15 protein-coding genes and 1 pseudogene are annotated in these 23,993 nt (G+C 71.4%); 11 read left to right on the top strand and 5 right to left on the bottom strand.

Going from position 1 to position 23,993, the window contains the following annotated elements:
• Position 1 precedes the first annotated feature (1 nt).
• The 6 genes from Asi03nite_RS15450 to Asi03nite_RS15425 all read left to right on the top strand — a co-directional run bounded on the left by Asi03nite_RS15450 (position 2) and on the right by Asi03nite_RS15425 (position 9,787).
• Positions 2 to 1,339 carry a nitrate/nitrite transporter gene (locus tag Asi03nite_RS15450; protein WP_203680400.1) on the top strand — a complete coding sequence of 446 codons (1,338 nt, stop codon included), beginning with the start codon at positions 2 to 4 and terminating at the stop codon, positions 1,337 to 1,339.
• A gap of 202 nt (positions 1,340 to 1,541) precedes the next feature.
• Positions 1,542 to 2,066, top strand: coding sequence for a hypothetical protein (locus Asi03nite_RS15445; RefSeq protein WP_203680399.1), 525 nt, complete (start codon positions 1,542 to 1,544; stop codon positions 2,064 to 2,066).
• Positions 2,067 to 2,511: 445 nt separating this feature from the next.
• Positions 2,512 to 5,406 carry an FtsX-like permease family protein gene (locus Asi03nite_RS15440; protein ID WP_203680398.1) on the top strand — a complete coding sequence of 965 codons (2,895 nt, stop codon included), beginning with the start codon at positions 2,512 to 2,514 and terminating at the stop codon, positions 5,404 to 5,406.
• Positions 5,403 to 8,045 carry an ABC transporter permease gene (locus Asi03nite_RS15435; protein WP_203680397.1) on the top strand — a complete coding sequence of 881 codons (2,643 nt, stop codon included), beginning with the start codon at positions 5,403 to 5,405 and terminating at the stop codon, positions 8,043 to 8,045. The genes Asi03nite_RS15440 and Asi03nite_RS15435 overlap by 4 nt, the downstream gene beginning before the upstream one ends.
• Before the next feature lie 85 nt (positions 8,046 to 8,130).
• Positions 8,131 to 9,066, top strand: a complete 936-nt coding sequence (locus tag Asi03nite_RS15430; RefSeq protein WP_203680395.1) for an ABC transporter ATP-binding protein — start codon at positions 8,131 to 8,133, stop codon at positions 9,064 to 9,066.
• Positions 9,067 to 9,109: 43 nt separating this feature from the next.
• Positions 9,110 to 9,787: an ABC transporter ATP-binding protein gene (locus tag Asi03nite_RS15425; RefSeq protein WP_203680394.1), complete on the top strand. Its 678-nt coding sequence runs from the start codon at positions 9,110 to 9,112 to the stop codon at positions 9,785 to 9,787.
• A 141-nt stretch (positions 9,788 to 9,928) separates the two neighbouring features.
• Here the strand turns inward: Asi03nite_RS15425 and Asi03nite_RS15420 are convergent, their stop codons facing one another.
• The 4 genes from Asi03nite_RS15420 to Asi03nite_RS15405 form a co-directional block, all read right to left on the bottom strand.
• Positions 9,929 to 10,837, bottom strand: a complete 909-nt coding sequence (locus Asi03nite_RS15420) for a carbohydrate ABC transporter permease (RefSeq protein WP_203680393.1) — start codon at positions 10,835 to 10,837, stop codon at positions 9,929 to 9,931.
• A complete protein-coding gene (locus Asi03nite_RS15415) occupies positions 10,837 to 11,820 on the bottom strand; it encodes a carbohydrate ABC transporter permease (RefSeq protein WP_373872117.1) in 984 nt (327 codons plus the stop codon). The genes Asi03nite_RS15420 and Asi03nite_RS15415 overlap by 1 nt, the downstream gene beginning before the upstream one ends.
• Positions 11,821 to 11,917: 97 nt before the next feature.
• Positions 11,918 to 13,291, bottom strand: coding sequence for an ABC transporter substrate-binding protein (locus Asi03nite_RS15410; RefSeq protein WP_203680391.1), 1,374 nt, complete (start codon positions 13,289 to 13,291; stop codon positions 11,918 to 11,920).
• A gap of 377 nt (positions 13,292 to 13,668) precedes the next feature.
• Positions 13,669 to 15,033, bottom strand: a complete 1,365-nt coding sequence (locus Asi03nite_RS15405; protein ID WP_203680390.1) for a UDP-glucose dehydrogenase family protein — start codon at positions 15,031 to 15,033, stop codon at positions 13,669 to 13,671.
• A gap of 356 nt (positions 15,034 to 15,389) precedes the next feature.
• Here Asi03nite_RS15405 and Asi03nite_RS15400 point away from each other — a divergent pair, with 356 nt between their 5' ends.
• The 5 genes and pseudogenes from Asi03nite_RS15400 to Asi03nite_RS37875 form a co-directional block, all read left to right on the top strand.
• Positions 15,390 to 17,459, top strand: a complete 2,070-nt coding sequence (locus Asi03nite_RS15400; RefSeq protein WP_275409398.1) for a WD40/YVTN/BNR-like repeat-containing protein — start codon at positions 15,390 to 15,392, stop codon at positions 17,457 to 17,459.
• Positions 17,456 to 18,052: a cellulose binding domain-containing protein gene (locus tag Asi03nite_RS38515; RefSeq protein WP_275409397.1), complete on the top strand. Its 597-nt coding sequence runs from the start codon at positions 17,456 to 17,458 to the stop codon at positions 18,050 to 18,052. Before Asi03nite_RS15400 ends, Asi03nite_RS38515 begins: the two co-directional genes overlap by 4 nt.
• A gap of 11 nt (positions 18,053 to 18,063) precedes the next feature.
• The gene (locus tag Asi03nite_RS15395) at positions 18,064 to 20,985 is read left to right on the top strand and encodes a glycoside hydrolase family 48 protein (RefSeq protein ID WP_239102706.1); all 2,922 of its coding nucleotides are present in this window, start codon (positions 18,064 to 18,066) and stop codon (positions 20,983 to 20,985) included.
• Between the two features lie 5 nt (positions 20,986 to 20,990).
• On the top strand, positions 20,991 to 22,067 hold the full coding sequence (locus Asi03nite_RS15390; protein WP_203680388.1) for a lytic polysaccharide monooxygenase auxiliary activity family 9 protein: 1,077 nt from the start codon (positions 20,991 to 20,993) through the stop codon (positions 22,065 to 22,067).
• Positions 22,068 to 22,447: 380 nt separating this feature from the next.
• Positions 22,448 to 23,329: pseudogene (locus tag Asi03nite_RS37875) on the top strand (GDSL-type esterase/lipase family protein); the annotation flags it as partial.
• Positions 23,330 to 23,358: 29 nt separating this feature from the next.
• On the opposite strand, the gene Asi03nite_RS15385 reads toward Asi03nite_RS37875, so the two are convergent.
• Positions 23,359 to 23,982 carry an L-threonylcarbamoyladenylate synthase gene (locus Asi03nite_RS15385; protein WP_203680584.1) on the bottom strand — a complete coding sequence of 208 codons (624 nt, stop codon included), beginning with the start codon at positions 23,980 to 23,982 and terminating at the stop codon, positions 23,359 to 23,361.
• Positions 23,983 to 23,993: the final 11 nt, after the last annotated feature.

The following is a 23,993-nucleotide window of genomic DNA, read 5'->3' as shown; positions in this document are numbered from 1 at the left end:
CATGAGAACTGCCGCCGTCGAGCGTCCTTCCTCCGCTTCGCTCACGGGTCGCTGGATCGACGACTGGAATCCCGAGGACCCGGTGTTCTGGGCCAACGGTGGCGCCCGGATCGCCAGGCGCAACCTGATCTTCTCGATCTTCTCCGAGCACATCGGCTTCTCGGTGTGGTCGCTGTGGTCGGTGACGGTGCTCTTCCTGGGCCCGCAGTACGGATTCGACCCGGCACAGAAGTTCCTGCTCACTGCCGTTCCCACGCTGGTCGGGGCGGGGCTGCGGATCCCGTACACCTTCGCCGTCGCCCGTTTCGGGGGCCGGAACTGGACCATCGTCAGCGCGTCCCTGCTGCTCGTCCCGTCGATCCTGGCGGCGTTCATGATTGAGCCGGGCGTCTCGTTCACGACGCTGGTGCTGCTGGCGGCCACGGCCGGCGTGGGCGGCGGGAACTTCGCCTCCTCGATGGCGAACATCAACGCCTTCTTCCCGGACCGTTACAAGGGCTGGGCGCTGGGCATCAACGCCGGCGGCGGCAACATCGGCGTCGCCGCGGTGCAACTGGTCGGCCTGTTCGTGCTCGCCGTGTCCGGGGCCGGCCACCCCGGGATCGTGGCCGGCGTCTACCTCCCGCTGATCGTGCTGGCCACGCTGGGCTCGGCGATCGGGATGGACAACCTCAGCCAGGCCCGTAACGAGAGGCGCGGCATGCGCGACGCCGTGCGGGAGGGGCACACCTGGGTGATGTCGCTGCTCTACATCGGCACGTTCGGCTCGTTCATCGGGTTCGGGTTCGCGTTCGGCCAGGTGCTGCAGGTGCAGTTCGCCGGCCAGTTCGACACCCCGATCAAGGCCGCCTATCTCACCTTTCTCGGGCCACTGCTCGGCTCGCTGGTCCGGCCGGTGGGCGGGGCGCTGGCCGACCGGCTGGGCGGGGCGCGGGTGACGTTCGTGAACTTCATCGCGATGGGGCTGGGCGCGGGCGTGGTCCTGGTGGCCGCGCAGCAACAGTCGCTGCCGCTGTACATCGCCGGGTTCATCAGCCTGTTCGTCCTCAGTGGGCTGGGCAACGGGTCGACGTACAAGATGATCCCGGCGATCTTCAAGGGGAAGTACGGCGCCGACGGGCACCAGGCGCGCCGGATCTCCGGCGCGGTGATCGGCATCGCCGGGGCGATCGGGGCGGTCGGCGGCGTGCTGGTCAACCTGGCGTTCCGGCAGTCGTTCCTGACCTACCGGGACGCGGACGCGGCATATCTCGGGTTCATCGGCTTCTACGCCCTGTGCGTGCTGGTCACCTGGGCGGTCTACTTGCGGCCCGGTGTCCGCGCGACGATCGCGGTCTGATTCGCGCGCCCGGCCCGCCGCCGGGCCCGGCGTTCCGGTGAATGCGTAATGAGCCGCGGCAATGGTCGGCTGATCAAGAGTCGCCGAAGCCGAATGGGAGTACGGGGTCACCTGATCGTGTTCGTGTGTCGCCCGGCCGACAGTCACGCGATCCATATGATCGGTTTATCCGTAATTACCTTTATAAGGAAAAGGTGATCCCATGAAGAAGGCGATTCGCGGGTACGCGATGTCCGGTCTGGCGGTCGCCGCGGGCCTGGTCGTCGGCGCCGGCCCGGCCGCCGCCTCGTCCACCTCCGCCGCGATCCCGGGCGCGCCGTCCGGCGCCGCCCCGGCCACCGAGGACTGGTCGCACTCCCCGGTGGTCGGCTTCTACCGCACCCTGGGCGCATGCCATCTGGAAGGCGAGCGCGGCGCGTTCCGTAAGCAGTGGATCGACTTCGACTGCGTCCCGCTCCGGGCGGACCTCCGGCGTGGCTGGCTGCTGAAGGTGGACTACGGCCAGGACTTCCACGGCGGCCCGTACGGGGGCGGTCCGGGCCCGTATGGGGGCGGTTCGGGCCCGTATGGGGGCGGTTCGGGCCCGTATGGGGGCGGTTCGGGCTCGTACGGGGGCGGTTCGGGCCCGTATGGGGGCGGTCCGGGCTCGTACGGGGGCGGTTCGGGCCCGCATGGCGGCGGTCCCGGCTCGTACGGGGGCGGTCCGGGCTCGTGGAAGAAGAACTGAACAGGGTTGTCCCGCTCCGGCCGGGGGCCGCGTCCGCCACGGATGCGGCCCCCGGCCGTTTCTCCGTTCCGGTCCGCTGTGGTTCTGCCGCGATTGCGTCGGTACGCCGTGAACCCTGTCCCGTCGCATTCCCCCGTGAAATCGCAGCCCCACGTTTGCGGAGCAAAATGGGAAAACACCATCCTCTCTCCACGCAATTATGTCCGAATGGGCGAATGGGCCTCCCCTGATAATTCGTACCGGCGGTCCCACTTCCCGGCCGGCAGTCATGGGTGTCGCCGAGGCCCTGAGAGACCCATGGCGACCAGCCGACGAGGGTGCTGGGTGGGCGAGTGCTGATGGGAAAAACGGTGTAGCGGGTCAAACCCGGGCGGAGCCCGGGTGCGGGTACCCGAAGGACGTTCCCGTCTGGCAAGATCCGCCGCATGCTCGAACCGGGGCGCCCATGGCGCTGATCATCCGGCGTGCGGCGGCAGCCCGGGGACTGCTCGCCGCGGCGGTCGCGGTCATGATCGCCGCGATGCTCCTGCTCACCGGGCTGACCGCGTACGCTGCCGTCTCGGCTGGCGAGGGGCTCCGGGCCGCGGTCGGCGCCGCCCGCCCGGACGAGCGATCGGTGCTGGTCCGCGGCGCCCTGGACAAGGACGCGCAGGCCCGGGACGAGGCCGTGCGCGACGCCTACGCCCCGGCCCGGGTCAGCGCGGCCCGCTACGGCTCCGGGTGGGCGGTGCGCGGCGCCGCCGGCACCGCGGTGCCCGACTCCTCCGGCGTCGTCTACGCCTCCCTGGTCCGGCTCGACGGCCTCGACCAGCACGCCGAGCTGGTGTCCGGCGCCTGGCCCACCGGGCCGCGGCAGGTCGCCCTCGCCCAGCCGGCCGCCACCGCCCTCGGGCTGTCCAGCGGACAGGTGCTGCGGCTGGAGGACCGGCGTACCGGCAAGGTGCTGGCCCGCACGGTGGCCGGCGTGTGGCGGCCACGGGACCCGGCCGACCCGTACTGGCTGCTCACCCCGGACGTGGCGGCCGGTCACCTGCCGCAGACCGCCACCTACGGACCGATCGTGGGCACCGACCCGGCGTTCTTCGTCGGGGCGTCGGGCGGCTGGCTGGCCGAACCGGATCTGGCCGATCCGACTCTGGACTCGATCCGCCGTACCGCGGAAAACGCCGCCGCGACCAAGGCGAGCCTGCCGCGCACCTCGGGCCTCGGCGCGTCGGCGACGGTGAACACCGGGCTGCCGGAGCTGGCCGACCGCCTCACCCGTGCCGACCTGGTCCGCCGGTCCACACTGGTCACCCCGATGCTGCTGGTCGTCGTCCTCGGCGGCTACGCGCTGTCGCTGGTCGCCGTGCTGCTCGCCGAGTCCCGCCGGAGCGAGACCGCGCTGCTGCGCGCCCGCGGCGCGTCCCGCCGCCAGCTGGCCGGCCTGGCCGGCGTCGAAGCGGCGGCGCTGGTGCTGCCGGCCGCGCTGATCGGCCCGCCGCTGGCCGTCGCCCTGCTGGGACGCAGGTACTCCGGGGTGGCGCTGGACGCCGGCGTCTGGCTGGTCGCCGCCCTGGTCGCGCTCGGTGGCGTACTCGCCCTGACCGCTCCGGCGCTGCGCCGCGGCGGCACCTACGTGGCCGAGACGGCCGGCCGCAAACGCCTGCCGATGCTGCGCCGGGCCGGGCTGGACCTGGTCGTGGTCGCCGTGGCCGCCCTCGCCTGGCTGCAGCTGCGGCAGTACTCGACGCCCACCGGCGCCGGCGGCCTGGGGATCGACCCGCTGCTCGCCGCCGCGCCCACCCTGGGCGTGCTGACCGGCGCGGTCCTGGCCATCCGGCTGCTGCCGCCGGTCGCCCGGCTCACCGCGGCCCGGCTCGGCCGCGGGCGGGCCCGCGCCGCGCTGCTCGGCACCTGGCAGGCCGGCCGCCGGGCGCACGCCGGCCCGATGGTGATGCTGGCCCTCGCGGTCGCCGCGGCCACCGTCTCCTGGTGCCTGGCCGCCACCGCCCAGCAGTCCCGGGCCGACCAGGCGGTCCAGCAGGTGGGCGCGGACCTGCGGCTGGTGGAGACCGGCGGGATCGCCCCGCCCGGCCGGGGCGAGCAGCTCGCCGCGCTCCCCGGCGTGCGGGCCGTGGCGCCGGCCTGGCGCGACTCCGTGCCGCTGATCGCCGGCCGTGACCCGGCCGAGCTGATCGCCCTGGACACCACGGCCGCCGCCGGGGTGGTCCAGGCCCGCGGCGACGCCACCGGCGGGCCGCCCGGCCGGCTGCTCGCCACGCTGTCCACGGCGGCCGGCCCGCCACCGGCCACCACTTTGCGAGCGGGGCGGATCACCAGCTCCGGACCGGCGCGCACCACAGCGGTCTTCGTCGGCGGGCGCCGCGTCGACCTCGGCGGGACCGACGCCGGCAAACCCCTGTCGTTCCCGGCCGGCGGCGCCGGGCTGCTCGGTTTCGTCGTCGAGTCGACGGCCCAGGAGCCGGTGCGCTGGCGGATCACCGGCCAGGGCGACGACTGGCGAGCCCGCGACCAGGGCGGGCCGACGGTGCTGCCCGCACCCGACGGCGCCTACACGTTCCTCGGCCGGCTCACGGTCAGCGGCAAGGAGCCGCCGCCCCCGGTGCCGGTCGCGATCACCAAGGCGACCCGGGACGCGCTCAGCAACGTCACCACGCTCTCCGTCGGCGGGGACTCGATCCGGGTCGTGGTGGTCGCCACCGTCGCCCGGGTGCCCGGCAGCACCCGGGCCACCACGATCCTGGCCGACCGGACCGCCCTGGACAACTGGCTCTTCTGGGACCTCGGCGCGGTCCGCGACGCCGGCGAGTGGTGGATCGGCGGACACCCGGAGGGCGTCGCCGACCTCACCGGCCTGCAGGTCCTGGACCGGCGCGAGCTGGCGTCCGGCAGCGACCCGCTCGGCGACGTCGCCCGGTTCGCGCTCTTCGGCGCGGCGCTGGGCGCGATGCTGCTCGCCGTGGCCGGGATCGCCGCCGACGCCCGGGCCACCGCCCGGCACCGCGCCGTCGAGCTCGCGGTGCTGCACACCCTGGGCGCCGGCCCCCGGCTGCTGGCCAGTTCGCTGGTCGTCGAGCAGGCGCTGCTGGCCGGGCTGGGCGCGCTCGCCGGCCTCGGTGTCGGCCTGCTGGTCGCCGCCGCGATGGCCCCGCTGCTGGTGCTCACCCCGGCGGCCGGCCGCCCGATCCCCGACGCGGTCCTGCAGGTCCTCTGGGGACGGACGCTGGGCAGCGCGGCCCTGCTGGTGGTGACCGCCCTCGCGGTCAGCGCGATCACCGCGGTCTCCGCCACGCGCCGGCTGCCGGCGTCCCGTCTGCGCCTGGGGGAGGACCGGTGATCGTCCTGCGTCGTGTCCGTGCCTTCTCCGGGCAACTCCTGCTGCTGGCGGTGCTCGGCGGGCTGACCGCGTTCCTGGTCTCCGGGCCGGCCCGGCTGGCCAACGGTCGCACCGACGACGGCCTGCGCGGCGACATCCGCCGGCTGGCCGCCGCCAACCGCGACCTCACCTTCTCCGGTGTGCACGTGCTCGGCGAGATCAGCTCCGCGACCGGGGCCGGCCGGGTCCCGACGATCCGGCAGGAGCTGCCCGGGCCGCTGCCCGGCCTGATCAGCGGCGCCTGGTACATCGCCGAGACCGGCCAGGCCGGGATCCTGCCGGCCGGCGCCGCGCCGCGCTCCTGCCCCGACGTGGCGGTGCTGCGATACCAGCCGGCCACCGCCGCGGCGATCAGGGTCGTCGCCGGGCGGGCCCCCGAGTCCGCGCAGATCACCGAGGCGATGGTCAGCGAGGACGCGGCCCAGGCGCTCCGGCTCAAGGTCGGCGACCGGCTGGCGATGAACGCCCGCTGGGGGAGCGCGCCGATACGCGTGGCCGGCGTGTTCGCCCCGGTGAACCCGGCCGACCCGATCTGGTCCGACCAGCAACTGGCCAAGGGTGGCTGCCCCGACCCGCTGGACGGCCTGCGCGAGGAGGCGGTGCTGCTCACCGACCAGGAGGGCGCTCGGGCCGCCGGAAGCCTGATCAACGACCTGACCGACCGGTGGCGGTATCGCCTGGACGAGAACCGGATCACCGCCGACCAGGTCCCGGCGCTCACCAGGGCAGTGGCCGAGGCGCGGCGCACCCCACCGGAGAAGACCACCGTCCAGAGCAGTGTGGACAGCACGCTCGCCGAGTTCGACAGGCAGGTCCATGCGGTACGGTCGCTGCTCGCCGTGGTGCAGGCAGGCATCCTGGCCACCGCCGCCGGGCTGATCCTGCTCGCCGCGCGGCTGATGACCGACCGGCGGCGACCCGAGTTCGCCCTGCTCCGGGCGCGTGGTGGCGCGGTCCGGGCGGTGGCCGCCCGGACTTTCCAGGAAGTTCTCGTCGTGGTTCCGGCAGCGGTCGCGATCGGCTGGCTGGGCGGGATGCTCACCCCCGGGCGGGCCGACCACTTCGAGCCGGTGCTGATCGGCGGCGTCGCGCTGCTCGCGGTGCTGGCCGCGCCGGTCTCCGCGGCCCTCGTCGCCCGGCATCCGGCGTTCTCCGGGCACCGCTCGGACGTCGCCGCGCTGCGCCCGTCACCGCGCCGGCTCACCGCCGAGGGTTTCCTGGTGCTGCTCGCCGCCGGCGGGATCTACCTGGTCCGGCTGCGCGGACTGGACGCCGGGGCGGGCGTGGATCCGTACCTCATCGGCGTTCCTGTTCTTTTCGCCCTGGCCGCCTCGGTCGTCGCGTTGCGCGCGGTGCCGGTCCCGCTGCGCTGGGCCGGGCGGCTGGCCGCCCGCGCGCGCGGCGCGATCGCCTTCCTCGGCCTCAGCGGCGCCGGGCGCGCCCCGCTGCACTCCGGGCCGCTGGCCGTGCTGGTCGTGGCGATCGCGACAGGCCTGTTCACCGGCACCGTGACCAGCACGATCGGCGCCTCCCGGGACCGGGCCGCGGAGTTGGCGGTGCCGGCCGACGCCGTGGTCAGCGGTTTCTACTTCACCCCGGAGACCGCGCGCCAGATCGCCGCGCTGCCGCACGTGCGCAAGGCCACCCCGATGCTGCTCGCGTCCGGTGCCACCATCCGCGGCGAGGCGAGCGTCAACATCCTGCAGGGCCAGACGATGGTGGTCGACGCGGCCACCGCCGGGCTCGATTTTCCGGCGGTGCTCACCGGCGCCCGGGGGACCGGCGGGCCGGTGCCCGCGGTCGTCTCGCCGCACCTGGCCGGGCAGATCGGCGCCGGCGGATCGGTAGAGGTGCTGGGCCGCAGCTACAAGTTCACCGTCGCCGAGGTGACCGGCCAGGTACCGGGCCTGCCCGTCGGGACCCGCGACTTCCTGGTGCTGCCGCAGCAGGCCATGCCGATCCCGGACTACCAGCCGGTCCAGCCGAACCGGATCCTGGTCGACGGCGCCGGGTTCGACGTGGCGCAGATCCGCAAGGCCGCCGACGCCGGGCAGCGCGAGCAACTCAGGCGGGCGACCGGGCGGGTCGTCGAGGACCATCAGTTGGCCGTGCCGGCGAGCGTGCTGACCCGGGACTCGTACCGCTCGGCGCTGGAGAACCGCGGCGTCGACGGGGCGCTGAGCTTCACCTTCGTCGCCGGGATGATCGCGGCCGCGGTGCTGTCGCTGACGGCGGTGGCACTCGCCGTGCTGACCGGGGCGCCGGCGCGGGGCCGTACGTTGTCCCGGCTGCGCACCATGGGCCTGTCCCCCGGGCAGGGCCGCCGCCTGCTGGTCTTCGAGCTGGTCCCGCTGATCGCGGTGGCGGTGGTCGCCGGCGGCCTGGCCGGGTTCGCGCTGCCCGCGCTGATCGGCCCGGCGCTGGACCTGGGCGGGTTCACCGCCGGCGTGTCCGCCGGCACCAGTCTGGACCCGTGGCTGGCCGGCGGTGTCCTGGCGCTCGCGGTGCTCGCCGTGATCGTCGCGCTCGCCCTGGAGAACGTCGCGAACCGCCGCCTGCGCCTCGGCACGGTGCTGCGGCTCGGAGAGGAGCAGTCGTGAGCTGTCCGCTGTGTTTCCCGGCTGCTCGGAGAGGAGCAGTCGTGAGTCGTCCGTTCGTTGCGCGGCGGCGGGCGGAGGAACCGGCATGAGCGCGGATCTCGCGGACCTGGAACGGCGGGCGGCCGAGCGGGCCGCCGCCCGGGCCGGGGGACAGGACCGCCTGAGCGGGCACATCGTCTGCGACGGCCTCGTCCGGATCTTCCGCACCGAAGGTGTCGAGGTGATGGCGCTGCAGGGCCTGGACCTGGTGGTCGACCGCGGCGAACTGCTCGCCGTCGTGGGCGCCTCCGGCTCCGGCAAGTCGACGATGCTCAACATCCTCTCCGGTCTGGACGAGCCCACCGCCGGGATCGCCAAGGTGGCCGGTTTCGACCTGCTCGGCATGACCGCCAAGAAGCGGCTGGAGTACCGGCGGCGGATCGTCGGGTTCGTCTGGCAGCAGACCGCGCGGAACCTGCTGCCGTACCTGACCGCGCGGGAGAACGTCGAGCTGCCGATGCGGCTGGCCGGCGCCCGCCGCCGCGGGAAGGCCGACGAGCTGCTGGAGATGGTCGGCATCGCGCATCGAGCCGGCCGCCGCCCGGCCGAGATGTCCGGCGGCGAGCAGCAGCGCGCCGCCGTCGCGGTCGCGCTGGCCAACGACCCCGAGGTGCTCTTCGCCGACGAGCCGACAGGCGAGCTGGACGAGGCGACCGCCGACGAGGTCTTCGGCGCGCTGCGGACCGTCAACGCCGAGCTCGGCGTCACCGTCGTGGTGGTCACCCACGACAAGGCGGTGGCGGGCCAGGTCCGCCGCGCGGTAGCGATCCGTGACGGCAAGACCGCCTCCGAGGTACGACGCTCCGCCCGCCTCGCCGCCGACGGCACCGAGCAGCACGTCTCCGAGGAGTACGCCCTGCTCGACCGGGCCGGCCGGCTCCAGCTCCCGGCGGCCTTCGTGGAGGCGCTGGAGCTGCGCGACCGGGTCCGTCTCGACCTCGAATCCGACCACGTCGAAGTCCGTCCCGGGGAGTCCGCATGAGCGAGTTGGCGAGTGGGTCGTCCGGTGCGGCCGAGGTGGCGGCATGAGCGTCGTCGAGGTGTCCGCGCTCTCCCGGGACTACGGGGCCGGCGAGCGGGTCGTGCGCGCGCTGTCCGAGGTGTCGTTCACCGCGGGGAAGGGTGAGCTGGTCGCCGTGCGCGGCCGGTCCGGCGCCGGCAAGACCACCCTGCTGAACCTGATCGGCGGCCTGGACCGGCCGACCGCCGGCAGCATCACCGTCGCCGGCCGCTCCGTCACCGGCGCGGCCGAGTCCGACCTGCTCGTGCTGCGGCGGGACACGATCGGGTTCGTCTTCCAGTCGTTCGGCCTGATCCCGATCCTGTCCGCGGCCGAGAACGTCAGCATCCCGATGCGGCTGGCCGGGCGCGACCCGCGCGAGCGGGACGAGCGGGTGTTGGTGCTGCTGGAGATGGTCGGCCTGGGCGGCCAGGCGAACCAGCGTCCCGGCGAGCTCTCCGGCGGCCAGCAGCAGCGCGTCGCCCTGGCCCGGGCGCTGGCCAACGATCCCGAGCTGCTGATCGCCGACGAGCCGACCGGGCAGCTGGACTCGGACACCGGGCGGGCCATCATGGACCTGCTCCGCGCGGTGGTCGACGCGCGCGGCATGACCGCTCTGGTCGCCACGCACGACCCGAACCTGATGGACCGCGCCGACCGGGTCCTGGCCCTGCGCGACGGCCGGCTGGTGGACTCGCTGTAGGGCCGGCACGGGACCTGCGCCGCACTCCGCGCCCGGGCCGGGCGGGGCTGCCGTGGACGGCTCAGCGGCGTACCGCCAAGGGCGGGAAAGCAGACCGGGGCCGCGCCGGAATCGGCGCGGCCCCGGGATGGTGCGCGGGTCTCAGCCCTTGACGCTGCCGGCGAGCAGGCCGCGGACGAAGTAGCGCTGGAGCAGCAGGAACACCGTCACCGGCACGATGATCGAGACGAACGTGCCGGACGCCAGCAGGTGCCAGGCCGTGCCCCGGGTACCGGTCAGGTTGGCCAGCTGGAGGGTGATCGGGGCGACGGTGTCGCCGCCGCCGGCGAAGACCAGGGCGACCAGCAGGTCGTTCCAGACCCAGAGGAACTGGAAGATGCCGAAGGCCGCCAGGGCCGGGGTGAGCAGTGGCAGCATCACCCGGAAGAAGATCGACACGTGGCCCGCGCCGTCGACCCGGGCGGCCTCGATCAGACCGGCCGGGATCTCCTTGATGAAGTTGTGCAGCAGGTAGATCGCCAGCGGCAGGGCGAACGTGGAGTGTGCCAGCCACAGCGGCCAGAACGTGCCCGCGATCCCGACCTTCGCGAAGATGGTCAGCAGCGGGATCAGGGTGACCTGCAGCGGGACGATCTGAAGGGCGAAGACCGCCACGAACAGGATGTTCTTGCCACGGAAGTTGATCCAGGCGAACGCGTAGGCCGCCAGGGCGGCCAGCGAGAGCGGGATCAGCACCGAGGGGATGCAGATCATCAGCGAGTTGACGAAGTAGGTGCCGAGGTTGACACTGTCGCTGTCGAAGACCGCGCGGTAGTTGTCCAGCGTGACCTGCGGGTCGGTGAAGAACGTCCACCAGCCGGTCCGCTTGATGTCCAGCTCCGGGCGGAACGACGAGAGCAGCAGACCGAACGTCGGCAGCGTCCACAGCACGGCGATCACGATCGCGGCCAGGGACGCCCACGGCGAGCTGAGCCGCTTCTTCGCCACCGCGGCGGCGCTCAGCTGCACCGGAGTGACCTCCGGCGTGGTCGTCAGCGGGGTGACCGTCATCATGCCTCCTGACGGACTTGGCGGATGTTGTACACGATGATCGGAATCACCAGGATGAACAGCACGACCGCGAGAGCCGCGGCGAGACCCTGGTTGTCGGCCCGGATCAGCTGGCTGTAGAACTCGTTCGCGATGACGCTGGTCTTGAAGTTGCCGCCGGTCATCGTGCGGACCACGTCGAACACCTTGAGCGTGCCGATGGCGAGCGTGGTCAGCACCACCACGATGGTCGTCCGCACGCTGGGCAGCGTGATCTTGACGAACATGCTCCACGGACTGACGCCGTCGAGGCGGGCGGCCTCCACGATCTCGTCCGGGATCGCCTTGATCGCCGCCGACAGGATCGTCATGGCGAAGCCGGCCTGGATCCAGATGAACACCACGATCAGCAGCAGGGTGTTCAGCTTGCCGGTGTCGGTGATCAGCAGCTGGACCGGCTTGCCGCCGAACCAGACGAGGATCTGGTTGATCAGGCCGATCTGCTTCACGTTCGGCTGGTCGACGCGGTACTCGTACATGAACTTCCAGATGACGCCGGCCGCGACCATCGAGATCGCCATCGGCAGGAAGATCAGCGCCTTGGCGAACGACTCGAACCGCGACTTGTCCACCAGGATCGCGTAGATCAGGCCGACGGCGGTGGCCACGACCGGGACGATGAGCACCCAGACGATCGTGTTGCCCAGCACGGTGAGCTGGTCGCCGTCGGTGAGGATGGTCTTGTAGTTGTCGACGCCGATGAACGCGTTGCCCTGGGCGTCGAAGAACGACTCGTAGATGGTGCGCAGGCCGGGGTAGACGAGACCGACGGCCAGCAGCAGCACGACCGGCAGCAGGTAGAGGTAACCGACCAGGTTGTCGGAGCGCTTGCCGCGAACCCGGCTCGCGAAGAACAGGACGACGCCCAGCACGGCTGCGAACAGCAGCAGCGCCGAGAGCATCTGCAGAAGCTTTTCTGGGGTGGTGCTCGCAGTGGAAAACACGCGACCCGGACCTCCTTCGGTGTTTCCGAGGGGAAAGAGGGCGATGGCCGGCCAGGATGCTGGGAGCATCCCGGCCGGCCTCGGAGTGGAACTCAGATCACTTCTTGGGCCACGCGGCTTCGATGTTGTTCACCGTGGTCTGCGTGTCCTGGCCGGTGATCCAGGCCGTGGCCTGCCGCCAGAACGCGTTGGAGCCGACCGCGGCGGGCATCTGGTCCGAGCCGTCGAACCGGAACTGCGCGTTGGGGTCCTGCAGGATCTTCGCGGAGAGCGCGTCGATCGGGTTGGTCAGGTTCTCGATCTTGAGGCCCTTGTTGGCGCTCACCCAGCCGCTCGACGACTTGGCCTTCAGGTTGGCCCAGGTGTCGGTGGACAGGAAGTACTGGAACGCCTTGACCTCGGGGCGGTCGGCGAAGGCCAGCACGAACTCGCCACCACCCAGGACCGGCTTGGTCGTGGCGTCCTTGCCCGGCAGGTAGAACGCGTAGATCTGGCCGTTCTCCGAGATGTCGGTGCCCTCGGGGAAGTTCGCCGCGTAGAACGAGGCCTGGCGGTGCAGCGAGCAGGTGCCCTCGAGGATCTGCAGGCCGGCGTCCTGGAACGTGGTGGACGCGATGCTCTTGACGTCGCCGAGACCGCCGTTGACGTACTTGTCGTTCTTCAGGTAAGAGCCGACCGCGTCCCAGGCCGCGATGTCCTCGGGGCTGTTGAACGGAGCCTCGTGCTTGACCCACTTGTCGTAGGCGTCGACGCCGTTGAGGCGCAGCATGAAGTCCTCGACCCAGTCGGTGACCGGCCAGCCGGTGGCGTCACCGGAGCCGATGCCGGCGCACCACGGCTTCGAGCCGGTCGCGGCGATCTTGTCGCTGAGGGCCTTCAGCTCGTCCAGCGTGGTCGGGACGGTGTAACCCTTGTCCTTGAACTCCGCGGGGGAGTACCACACCAGGGACTTGACGTTGGCGCCCAGCGGCGCGGCGTAGAACTTGCCGTCGACCGTGCCGTACGCCTTCCAGTCCTTGCCGAACCACTTGTCGGTGTTGTCGGCGACCTCCTTGGGGGCCGCGACGGCCTTGCCGGTGGCGACGAGCTGCTGCAGCAGACCCGGCTGCGGCACGAACGCCAGGTCCGGCGGGTTGCCGGCCCTCGCACGCACCAGGATCTGCGTCTCGAAGGACTTGTCGCCCTCGTACTTCACCGTGACGCCGGTGCACTTCTCGAAGGGCTCGTACGACTTCTTGTGCGGGGCGTCCTCCGGCGTGACGATGCCGGTGTAGACCGAGACCGTCTTGCCCTTGAGCTCGCCGAACTGGCTGAACTGCGCGCAGTCGATGCTCGACGCCGCCGAATCGGTGGAACCGCTCGAGTCGCCGTCCTTGTCGCCGCCGCACGCGGCGAGGCCGAAGACCAGCCCGACGCCGAGGGCACCGGCGAGCGCGACTCGGGATCGCGAACTCCCACTGTGACCGAACATACCGCTCCCTATGTCTTGAGCGCCTCCGGCGTCAACGACGCCGCCGTCCGAAGCGCTTCTTGACCAACAGTCAAGAGGTAACCGGCACGTTGCGCAATGATTTCCGCGTGATCGAGTCGGTAACGATATAGCTGCGGCGGCAGCGCACCTTAACCGGTTAAGAAGATTGACGGAAGTGCCTGGTCCTTCCGGGATTATTAAGACTGATTTTTCCGCAGTTATCGGTCATGGTACGGACGGTGAGCCGGTTTTGTTGGTCTTCGTGGGAACCGGCTTGAGCCGGCAACCGGGAAGCCCGGGCGGATTCGGCCCTACGGCGCAAAAAGGAACCGCCGTGGCGATCTAGCCACGGCGGTTCGGGGGTTGCGGTACGGCGGTCAGCCCGCCACTGCGAGGTACTTGTACCCGAGCCGGCGCATCCGCTCCGGGTCCAGCGCGTGCCGGCCGTCGAGCACCAGCGGGTTGCGCATCAGCCCGACGAACTTGCTCCAGTCCAGCTCCAGGTACTGCGCCCACTCGGTGACCAGTACGACCGCGTCGCAGTCCTCGAAGACGCCGTCCAGCGACTCGGTCAGCAAGGGCGCGAGCTCCGGCTGCTCCCGGCGGAACCGCTCACCCGCGACCGGGTCGTGCAGCCGCACCCGGGCGCCCCGGGACAGCAGCAGGTTCGCGATGTCCAGCGCCGGCGCGTCCCGCAGGTCGTCGGTGTTCGGCTTGAACGCCAGGCCGAGCAGGCCGATCTTGCGGCCCTTGAGGATCCGCAGCTCGTCCTGCAGCCGCTCCACGGCGATCGCGCGCTGCCGCTGGTTGACGTCGCGGGCCGCCTTCACGATCGGCATCTCGTAGTTGTACTCCGCGGCCGTGGCGATCAGCGCCTTGGTGTCCTTGCCGAAGCAGGAGCCGCCCCAGCCGACGCCGGGCTGCAGGAAGCGCGAGCCGATCCGCTGGTCCAGGCCCATGCCGCGGGCCACCTCGGTAATGTCGGCGCCGACCTTCGAGGCGAGCTGGCCGATCTCGTTCGCGTAGCTGATCTTGAGGGCCAGGAACGCGTTGGCCGCGTACTTGATCAGCTCGGCCGAGGCCAGGTCGGTCGAGACCAGCGGGACCGCTGTGGCGTCCTGCGGCCGGGGCAGGAAGGACGGCGGGGTGAAGGTCTGGTTGATGATCGGCCGGTAGAGCCGGTTCAGCACCTCGAGGCTGCGCGGGTTGTCCGAGCCGATGACGATCCGGTCCGGGTAGAGGGTGTCCGCGATGGCGTTGCCCTCGCGCAGGAACTCCGGGTTGGACGCGACAGCGAACTCGACGCCGGCCGGGCGCTGCTCGCGCTGCGCGAACGACTCGCGCAGGATGGCGTCGACCCAGTTGCCGCTGCCGATCGGCACTGTCGACTTGTTCACCACGACGGTGAAGTCGTGGTCCAGCGACCGGGCCACGCTCTCCGCTGCCGAGCGCAGGTACCGCAGGTCGGGGCTGCCGTCGGCGGCCGAGGGGGTCTGCACCGCCACGAAGACCACGTCGGCCCCGGGCACACCGTCGTCGTAGCTGGTGGTGAAGCGCAGGTTCGGCGCCGCCTCGGCGAGGAGCTCCTCCATCCCGGGCTCGTAGATCGGGCACTTCCCGGCGCGCAGCAAGTCGACCTTCGCCTGGTCGAGATCCACACACGTCACCTCGTGCCCCAGGAAGGCGAGGCTGACGCCGGTGGTCAGGCCGACGTAGCCGGTGCCCACAACGCAAACCTTCATGCAATCTCCTCCACCGCTACGCCGGGCCGTCGTCACGCCGTGTACCGGTCACTTAGCCGCCGATTGGCCGCGGACCCGACCGGTAGGCAATGGCCCGCGCATTCCGCCGAATGATACACAGCCGCCCCTTTGGAAACTTGTCCCAGCTCACAGCGCCGGACCGGTGCCTACCCGGATTGACGTGGGGTTTTGCCCGCGGGTCCGCGGATCGAGCCCGGTCGCTCGGGAAATTGTCGCTCTCCGTAGTTACACGGCGACAGGTGTGGAGTGTTTCCGGCTCTTGACATGACGATGACGGGGACAGACGCTTTGGGAGCGCTCCCAGGTTCATGCGCGTCAATGGAAGGTCTGGCCCCATGAGAAGGTCCCCCGGCGGCGTCATAGTCGCCGCCCTGGCGGTCGCCGCCGCCGCGGTCGCCGTCGTCACGCAGCCGATGTCCGCCTCGGCCGCGACCAGCGGCCCGTACGCCTGGAAGAACGTCCGGATCGACGGTGGCGGATTCATCCCGGGCGTCGTCTTCAACCCGGGCGAGAAGAACCTGATCTACGCCCGTACCGACATCGGCGGCGCCTACCGCTGGAACCAGGCGGGTCAGAGCTGGTCCCCGCTGCTCGACTGGGTCGGCCAGGACGACTGGGGCCACAACGGGGTGCTCAGCATCGCCCCCGACCCGGTGGACACCAACCGGGTCTACGCCGCGGTCGGCATGTACACCAACAGCTGGGACCCGAACAACGGCGCCATCCTGCGCTCGTCCGACAAGGGCGGCACCTGGCAGCAGACGAATCTGCCGTTCAAGGTGGGCGGCAACATGCCCGGCCGCGGCATGGGGGAGCGGCTCGCCGTGGACCCGGACCACAACCGGAACGTCTACTTCGCGGCCGAGGGCGGCAACGGGCTCTGGCGCAGCACCGACTACGGCGTGACCTGGGCGAGGGTGGCCAACTTCCCGAACGCCGGCAACTACGTCCAGGACCCCGCCGACGCCAACGGCTACCTCGCTCAGAACCAGGGCCTGACCTGGGTCACGTTCGGCGCCGCCGGGCGGATCTTCGTGGGCGTGGCGGACCAGGACAACCCGGTCTACACGTCCGCCGACAGCGGCGCCACCTGGTCGCGGATCGCCGGCCAGCCGACCGGCTACCTCGCGCACAAGGGCGTCGTGCAGGGCGACTACCTGTTCATCGCCACGAGCGACACCGGCGGGCCGTACGACGGCACCGCCGGCGAGGTGTGGAAGTACCGGATCAGCACCGGCACGTGGACCGACATCTCACCCACGCCGGTCGCCGACCGCTACTACGGCTACTCCGGCCTGACCGTGGATGAACAGCACCCGGGCACGCTGATGGTGGCCACCCAGATCTCCTGGTGGCCGGACGCGATCTTCTTCCGCAGCACCGACTACGGCGCCACCTGGACCCGGGCCTGGGACTGGAGCAGCTACCCCAGCCGCACCAAGCGTTACACCCTGGACATCTCCGCCAACCCGTGGCTGGACTTCAACAGCACCGCCCAGGCGCCCGAGGAGAGCCCGAAGCTGGGCTGGATGAACGAGTCCCTGGCGATCGACCCGTTCGACTCCAACCGGCTGCTCTACGGCACCGGCGCCACGCTCTACGGCACCACCGACCTGACCCGATGGGACTCCGGCGGCACCATCACGATCAAGCCGGTGGCCAAGGGCATCGAGGAGACCGCGGTCCTCGACCTGGCCAGCCCGCCCAGCGGGGCCCCGCTGGTCAGCGCGCTCGGTGACATCGGTGGCTTCTACCACGCCGACCTGGACACCGTGCCTGCCCAGTTCCACGACACGCCGAGCCTGGGAAGCAACACCAGCCTGGACTTCGCCGAGCTGAGCCCGGGGTTCTTCGTCCGGGTGGGCAACGCCGACGCCGCGCCGCACATCGGCATCTCCAACGACGGCGGCAAGAGTTGGTACCAGGGGCAGCAGCCGTCCGGCGTGACCGGTGGCGGCACCGTCGCGGTGGGTGCCGACGCCAACGCGGTGGTCTGGTCGCCGGCCGGCACGGGCGTGCACTACTCGACCACCCGCGGGAGCAGCTGGACCGCCTCCAGCGGAGTGCCGGCCGGGGCGACAGTCGAATCCGACCGGGTCAACCCCAGGACCTTCTACGCGTACGCCGCCGGCAGGTTCTACACCAGCACGGACGGCGGCGCGACGTTCACCGCCCAGTCGGTGACCCTGCCGGCGACCGGGCGCCTGCACCTCAAGGCGGTCCCGGGCATCGCCGGCGAGGTGTGGGTGGCCGGCGGCACCGGCCTGCTGCGCTCCACCGACTCCGGGAAGACGTTCGCCTCGGTCTCCGCCAAGGTCACCGAGGGGATCACCGTCGCCTTCGGCAAGGCCGCCCCGGGCGCCACGCACCCGGCGTCTTCCTGGTCGGCACGGTGGACGGCGTGAACGGGGTGTACCGCTCCGACGACACCGGCGCCACCTGGCTCCGGATCAACGACGACAAGCACCGGTACGGCAACGCCGGCGACGCCCTGGCCGGCGACCCGCGCATCTGGGGCCGGGTCTACCTGGGCACCAACGGCCGCGGCATCCTCTACGCCGACCGGACCGGCCCGGTCCCGTCCAGCTCGGTGACCCCGTCCTCCTCGGTGCGGCCGTCGTCCCCGGTGTCCCCGTCGGCGTCGGTCCCGCCCTCCGCTTCGCCCTCGGCCTCCCCCTCCACGTCCGGCGGGTGCTCCGCGGCGTACAAGGTCACCGGCTCCTGGTCCGGCGGCTTCCAGGGAGAGGTCACGGTCACCAACAACGGCGCCACCGCCACCACCGGCTGGACCGTCAAGTGGACCTTCACCGGCGGCCAGACCGTGAGCCAGGCCTGGGGTGGGACCGCCACCCAGTCCGGCACCGCGGTGACCGTCACCAACGCGTCGTACAACGGCGCCCTCGCGTCCGGGGCCTCCACCACGTTCGGATTCCTCGGCGGCACCACCGGCACCACCAATCCCGTCCCGTCTCTCGTCTCCTGCTCCCGCGTCCCCTAGGAGGACACCCCGTGAGACCCCCCGTCAAAGGTCTGCGACGCAGACTGGCCGTCTTCGGCGCCGCCGTTCTCGGCGCCGGCGCGGTCTTCGTGGCCGGCGGACCACCCGCCTATGCCGCGGCTGGCTGCGCCGTCGTCTACAAGGTGCAGAGCCAGTGGTCCGGCGGCTTCACCGGCGACATCGCGATCACCAACTCCGGCGACCCGCTGACGTCCTGGAAGCTCGAGTACGACTTCCCGGACGCGGCCCAGAAGGTCGGTCAGGGCTGGAGCGGCACCTACGCGCAGAGCGGCCGGCACGTCACCGTGACCAACGCGTCGTGGAACGGCACGCTCGGTACCGGCGCCTCCACCAGCACCGGGTTCAACGGCACGTTCGGCTCCAGCAACCCGGTGCCGACCGCGTTCACGCTCAACGGGCAGCCCTGCAACGGCTCGGCCGCGGCGCCGACCGTGGCGATCAGCAGCCCCGCGGCGAACGCCCGGTACACCGCGCCGGCGTCCATCCCGATCGCGGCCACCGCCACCCCGGCGAGCGGGCAGAGCATCGCGAAGGTCGAGTTCTACCACGACGGGCTGCTGCTCGGCAGTGACACGTCCGCGCCGTACGCGTACACCTGGACCGGGGTTCCCGCGCAGACCGCGGCCTACCACCTGCAGGCGATCGCGTACGACAACGCCGGCACCAAGAGCAGCACCGCGGACGTGCCGGTCTACGTGGACGCCTCGACCACCCCGGCGATCGTCGCCGACGTCACGTCGGCGACCCTGGAGCCGGGCGCCAGCGGATCGTTCAAGATCGCGCTGAGCAAGGCGCCGGCCGAGAACGTCACCGTGGCGGTCGCCCGCAGCGCCGGCAGCACCGCGGTCACCGCCACCCCGGCCACGCTCACGTTCACCCCGTCGAACTGGAGCACCGGGCAGGCCGTGACGATCGCGGCGGCCGCCTCGGCGACGGCCGGGGACACCGCCACCATCGCGGCCACCGCCAGCGGCTACACCGCCGCGAACGTCGCGGTGACAGTGGTCAAGGCGGGCGCGGTGGACGCGCGGTTCACCCAGATGTACAACGACATCAAGAACCCGTCGAACGGCTACTTCAGCCCGGAGGGCGTGCCCTACCACTCGGTCGAGACGCTCATCGACGAGGCGCCCGACCAGGGGCACGAGACCACCAGCGAGGCGTTCAGCTACTGGCTGTGGCTGGAGGCCGAGCACGGCCAGGTGACCGGGGACTGGGCGCCGTTCAACAGCGCCTGGGCGGCGATGGAGAAGTACATCATCCCGTCGCACGCGGACCAGCCGACGAACGCGAACTACAACGCGTCCAAGCCGGCCACGTACGCGGCCGAGTACCCGTTGCCCTCGCAGTACCCGTCCCAGCTCGACTCGTCCGTGTCGGTCGGGTCGGACCCGCTGGCGGCGGAGCTGAAGAGCACCTACAACACCGACGACATCTACGGCATGCACTGGCTGATGGACGTGGACAACGTCTACGGCTTCGGCCACTGCGGTGACGGGACCAGCCGGGTCACCTACATCAACACCTTCCAGCGCGGCCAGCAGGAGTCGACCTTCGAGACCGTCCCGCAGCCGTCCTGCGACACGTTCAAGTTCGGCGGCCCGAACGGCTTCCTGGACCTGTTCACCAAGGACACGTCGTACGCCAAGCAGTGGAAGTACACCAACGCGCCGGACGCCGACGCCCGCGCCGTCCAGGTCGCCTACTGGGCCAACCAGTGGGCCACCGCCCAGGGCAAGCAGTCGCAGATCTCCGGCACCGTGGCGAACGCCGCCAAGATGGGCGACTACCTGCGGTACTCGTTCTACGACAAGTACTTCAAGCAGCCGGGCTGCACGTCGACCTCGTGCCCGGCGGGCACCGGCAAGAACAGCTCCAACAACCTGATGTCCTGGTACTACGCCTGGGGCGGCGCGTACGACACCAGCGCCGGCTGGGCGTGGCGGATCGGCTCCAGCACCAGCCACTTCGGCTACCAGAACCCGATGGCCGCGTACGCGCTGGGCAACGTCAGCGTGCTGAACCCGAAGTCGCCGACCGGCAAGGCCGACTGGCAGGCCAGCCTCAGCCGGCAGCTCGAGTTCTACCAGTGGCTGCAGTCCAGCGAGGGCGCCATCGCCGGGGGCGCGACCAACAGCTGGAACGGCAACTACTCGGCGCCGCCGGCCGGCACGCCCACCTTCTACGGGCTGGCCTACGCCGAGGCGCCGGTCTACGCCGACCCGCCGTCCAACCAGTGGTTCGGCATGCAGACCTGGTCGCTGGAGCGCCTGGCCGAGTACTACTACACGACAGGTGACACCAAGGCCAAGTCGGTGCTCGACAAGTGGGTGACCTGGGCGCTGGCGAACTCCACCATCACCGCCAGCAGCTTCGAGATCCCGTCCGACCTGACCTGGTCGGGCGCGCCGGCCACCTGGAACGCGTCCAGCCCGGCCGCCAACACCAACCTGCACGTCACGGTCAAGAGCAAGGGCACCGACCTGGGCGTGGCGGGCTCGTTCGCCAAGCTGCTGACCTTCTACGCCGCCAAGTCCGGCAACACGGCGGCGAAGACCGCGGCGAAGAACCTGCTCGACGCGATCTGGACGCACAAGGACGGGAAGGGCGTCTCGGTCACCGAGACCCGCGCCGACTACAACCGGATGGACGACACCTACAACGCCTCCACCGGTCAGGGCATCTACATCCCGCAGGGCTGGACCGGGAAGATGCCGAACGGCGACGTGATCAAGCCCGGGGTGTCGTTCCTGGACATCCGCTCCTTCTACAAGAACGACCCGGACTTCCCGAAGGTCCAGGCGTACCTGAACGGAGGGGCCGCACCCACCTTCAACTACCACCGGTTCTGGGCCCAGGTCGACGTCGCCACCGGCTACGCCGACTACGCCCGGCTCTTCCCGAACGGGTGAAGCACATGAGAATTCTGCGCATCGTCGCGGCGCTGGCCCTCGCCACCGCCGCCGGGATCCTCGCCCTGCCGGGCGCGGCCCAGGCACACGGCGCCATCCAGGTGCCGGGCAGCCGGACCTGGCTCTGCTACCAGGACGGCCGCAACGCCAGCACCGGCGCGATCGAGCCGAAGAACCCGGCCTGCGCCGCGGCAGTCGCCCAGAGCGGCACCACCTCGCTGTACAACTGGTTCGCCGTGCTCCGCTCGGACGGCGCCGGCCGGGTGAACGGCTTCCTGCCGGACGGCCAGCTGTGCAGCGGCGGCACCGGGGGCCCGTACAACTTCACGGGTTTCAACCTGGCCCGTAACGACTGGCCCACCACGCACCTGACGGCCGGCGCGAACATCCAGTTCCGCTACAACGACTGGGCCAAGCACCCCGGCACGTTCTACCTGTACATCACCAAGGACGGTTACAACCCGACCAAGCCGCTCGCCTGGAGCGATCTGGAGCCGACGCCGTTCGACCAGGTGACCAACCCGCCCGCGAACGGCGGGCCGGGCACCGACGACGGGCACTACTACTGGACCGGGAAGCTGCCGTCCGGCAAGACCGGCAAGCACCTGATCTACTCCGTCTGGTCCCGCTCGGACAGCCAGGAGACCTTCTACGGCTGCTCCGACGTGGTCTTCGACGGAGGCAACGGCGAGGTCACCGGGATCGGCAGTCAGCCGAGCTCGCCCCCGCCGTCCAGCCCGTCCCCGTCGCCGTCCACGTCGAACCCCGGCGGGAACACCGGTGGCGGCTGTACCGCGATGTACACCATCACCTCCACCTGGACCGGCGGGTTCCAGGGTGAGGTGATGGTGCACGCCGGCACCACGGCGATCAACAACTGGCGCGTCTCCTGGACCTGGCCGAGCGGCCAGAGTCTGGCCAGCGCCTGGAGCGCCAAGGCCACCTCCAGCGGCTCGCAGGTCAACGCCAGCAACGAGGCCTGGAACGGCACGGTGACCGCGGGCAACCACGTCACCTTCGGGTTCCTCGCCTCCGGCACCGCGCCGGCCACCGTGCAGAACCTGAGCTGCACGACCGGGTGATCCCCGGGTCCGGGGGTGTGACATGCGTTCACACCCCCGGATCCGTTCGCTAGGTTCCGCCTATCTTGCGAAACCATCTGTTGCCCGCCGTCACCCGGCGCGCCCTGATCCTCGGCGGGGCGGGCGCCGCCGCACTGGCCGCCGTCCCTGGCGTGGCCGCCTCGCCGTCCACCCGGACCGGCAGCTGGGCCACCGCGCCGGAGGCGGCGGCCCCGGACAGTCCGCCGCTCGCCGCCGACCGCACGGTCCGGCAGGTGGTCCACCTCAGCCTGGGCGGGACCGCGCCGGCGATCAGATTCACCAATGTGTACGGCACGGCCCCGGTCCGCCTCGGCCGGGTGTGGGCCGGTCTGCGCGCCGGCGGCCCGGACAGCGCCGCGATGTGGCCGGCCACGATCCGCCCGGTCACCTTCGGCGGCCGCTCCGGGGCCGTGCTCCCGGCCGGCGGCACCCTGCTCGGCGACCCGGTCTCGGACCTGCCGGTGGCGGCCGGCGACAACCTGGTGATCAGCTTCCACCTGCCGGAGAGCGACCGGATCGAGACCCTGAACAAGCACTCCTACCAGCGCAACCACATCCTGACCGGTGACGTCGCGGCGGTGCCGGACCCGGGGGGCGGCGTGGTCACCGCGGGCTACCTGCTGCTGGGCGGGGTCAGCGTGGACACGCCCGGGCCGAGCTCCGCGGTCGTGGCCTTCGGCGACTCGATCACCTGTGGGGCCGGCTCCACTGTCGGCGCCAACCGCCGGTGGCCGGACCTGCTGGCCGCCCGGATCGGCGCGGCCGGGCTCCCGGTCGGCGTGCTGAACGCCGGGATCGGCGGGAACCGCCTGCTCCCCGCCGCCGACGTGCCGGACGCCGCTGGCGCCATCGGCCCCGCCGCGGTGCGCCGCTTCGCCGGCGACGTGCTCGCCCAGCCCGGCGCCACCCACGTGATCACGCTGATCGGCGTCAACGACCTCGGTCACGGGGTGGGCGCGACGGCGCTGATCGCCGGTCATCGCCGGCTGATCGCCCGGGCGCGGGCGGCCGGGGTGAGCGTGTTCGGCGGCACGGTGCTGCCGTTCGCCGGCAGCGTCTACGACGAGCCGGCGCACCGGGCCGCCCGCAACCGTCTCAACCAGTGGATCCGGGAGGGCGGGGAGTTCGACGCGGTGATCGACTTCGCCGCCGCGGTGCGCGATCCGGCGTCCCCGGAGCGGCTCTGGCACGGCTACGACAGCGGCGACCACCTGCACCCGAACGACGCGGGCGCGCTGGCGCTGGCCGCCGCGGTGCCGCTGACGCTGTTTCAGCCGCCGAAGCGGGACGGGTCGCCGGCCCCGACCCGGAGGATCTCCGGCACGCCCCCGGACAGGTCCACCACTGTCGTCGGCTCGGTTCCGCACTCGCCGGAGTCGACCACCGCGTCCAGCGCGTGATCCAGGGCCTCCTTGATCTCCCAGCCGTGGGTCATCGGCTCGAGCTCGCCGGGCAGCAGCAGCGTGCTGGAGACCAGCGGCTCACCCAGCTCGGCGAGGATCGCCTGAGCGGTGGTGTGCCCGGTGATCCGTACCCCCACTGTCTTCTTCTTCGGGTGCAGCAGCCGCCGCGGTACCTCTCTGGTGGCCGGCAGGACGAACGTGTACGGCCCCGGCGTGTTCGCCTTGACCGCCCGGAACAGCGCGTTATTGATCTGCACGAACTGCCCGAGCTGAGCGAAGTCGTGGCACATCAGGGTGAAATGATGCTTGTCGTCCAGATGCCGGATGCTGCGGATCCGGTCCAGTCCGTCCTTGTTGCCCATCCGGCAACCGAGCGCGAAGCACGAGTCAGTCGGATAGGCGATCAGCCCGTCCTCCCGGATCAGGTCCACGATCTGGTGAATGGTCCGCGTCTGCGGATTCTCCGGGTGCACGTCGAAGTACTTCGCCACTCCGCCCAGCC

The sequence above is a fragment of the Actinoplanes siamensis genome (assembly GCF_016862395.1).
In the GTDB taxonomy this organism is placed as follows: domain Bacteria; phylum Actinomycetota; class Actinomycetes; order Mycobacteriales; family Micromonosporaceae; genus Actinoplanes; species Actinoplanes siamensis.
The sequence above is the reverse complement of the archived record's forward strand: the minus strand, read 5'-3'. Positions and strand labels throughout refer to the sequence as shown.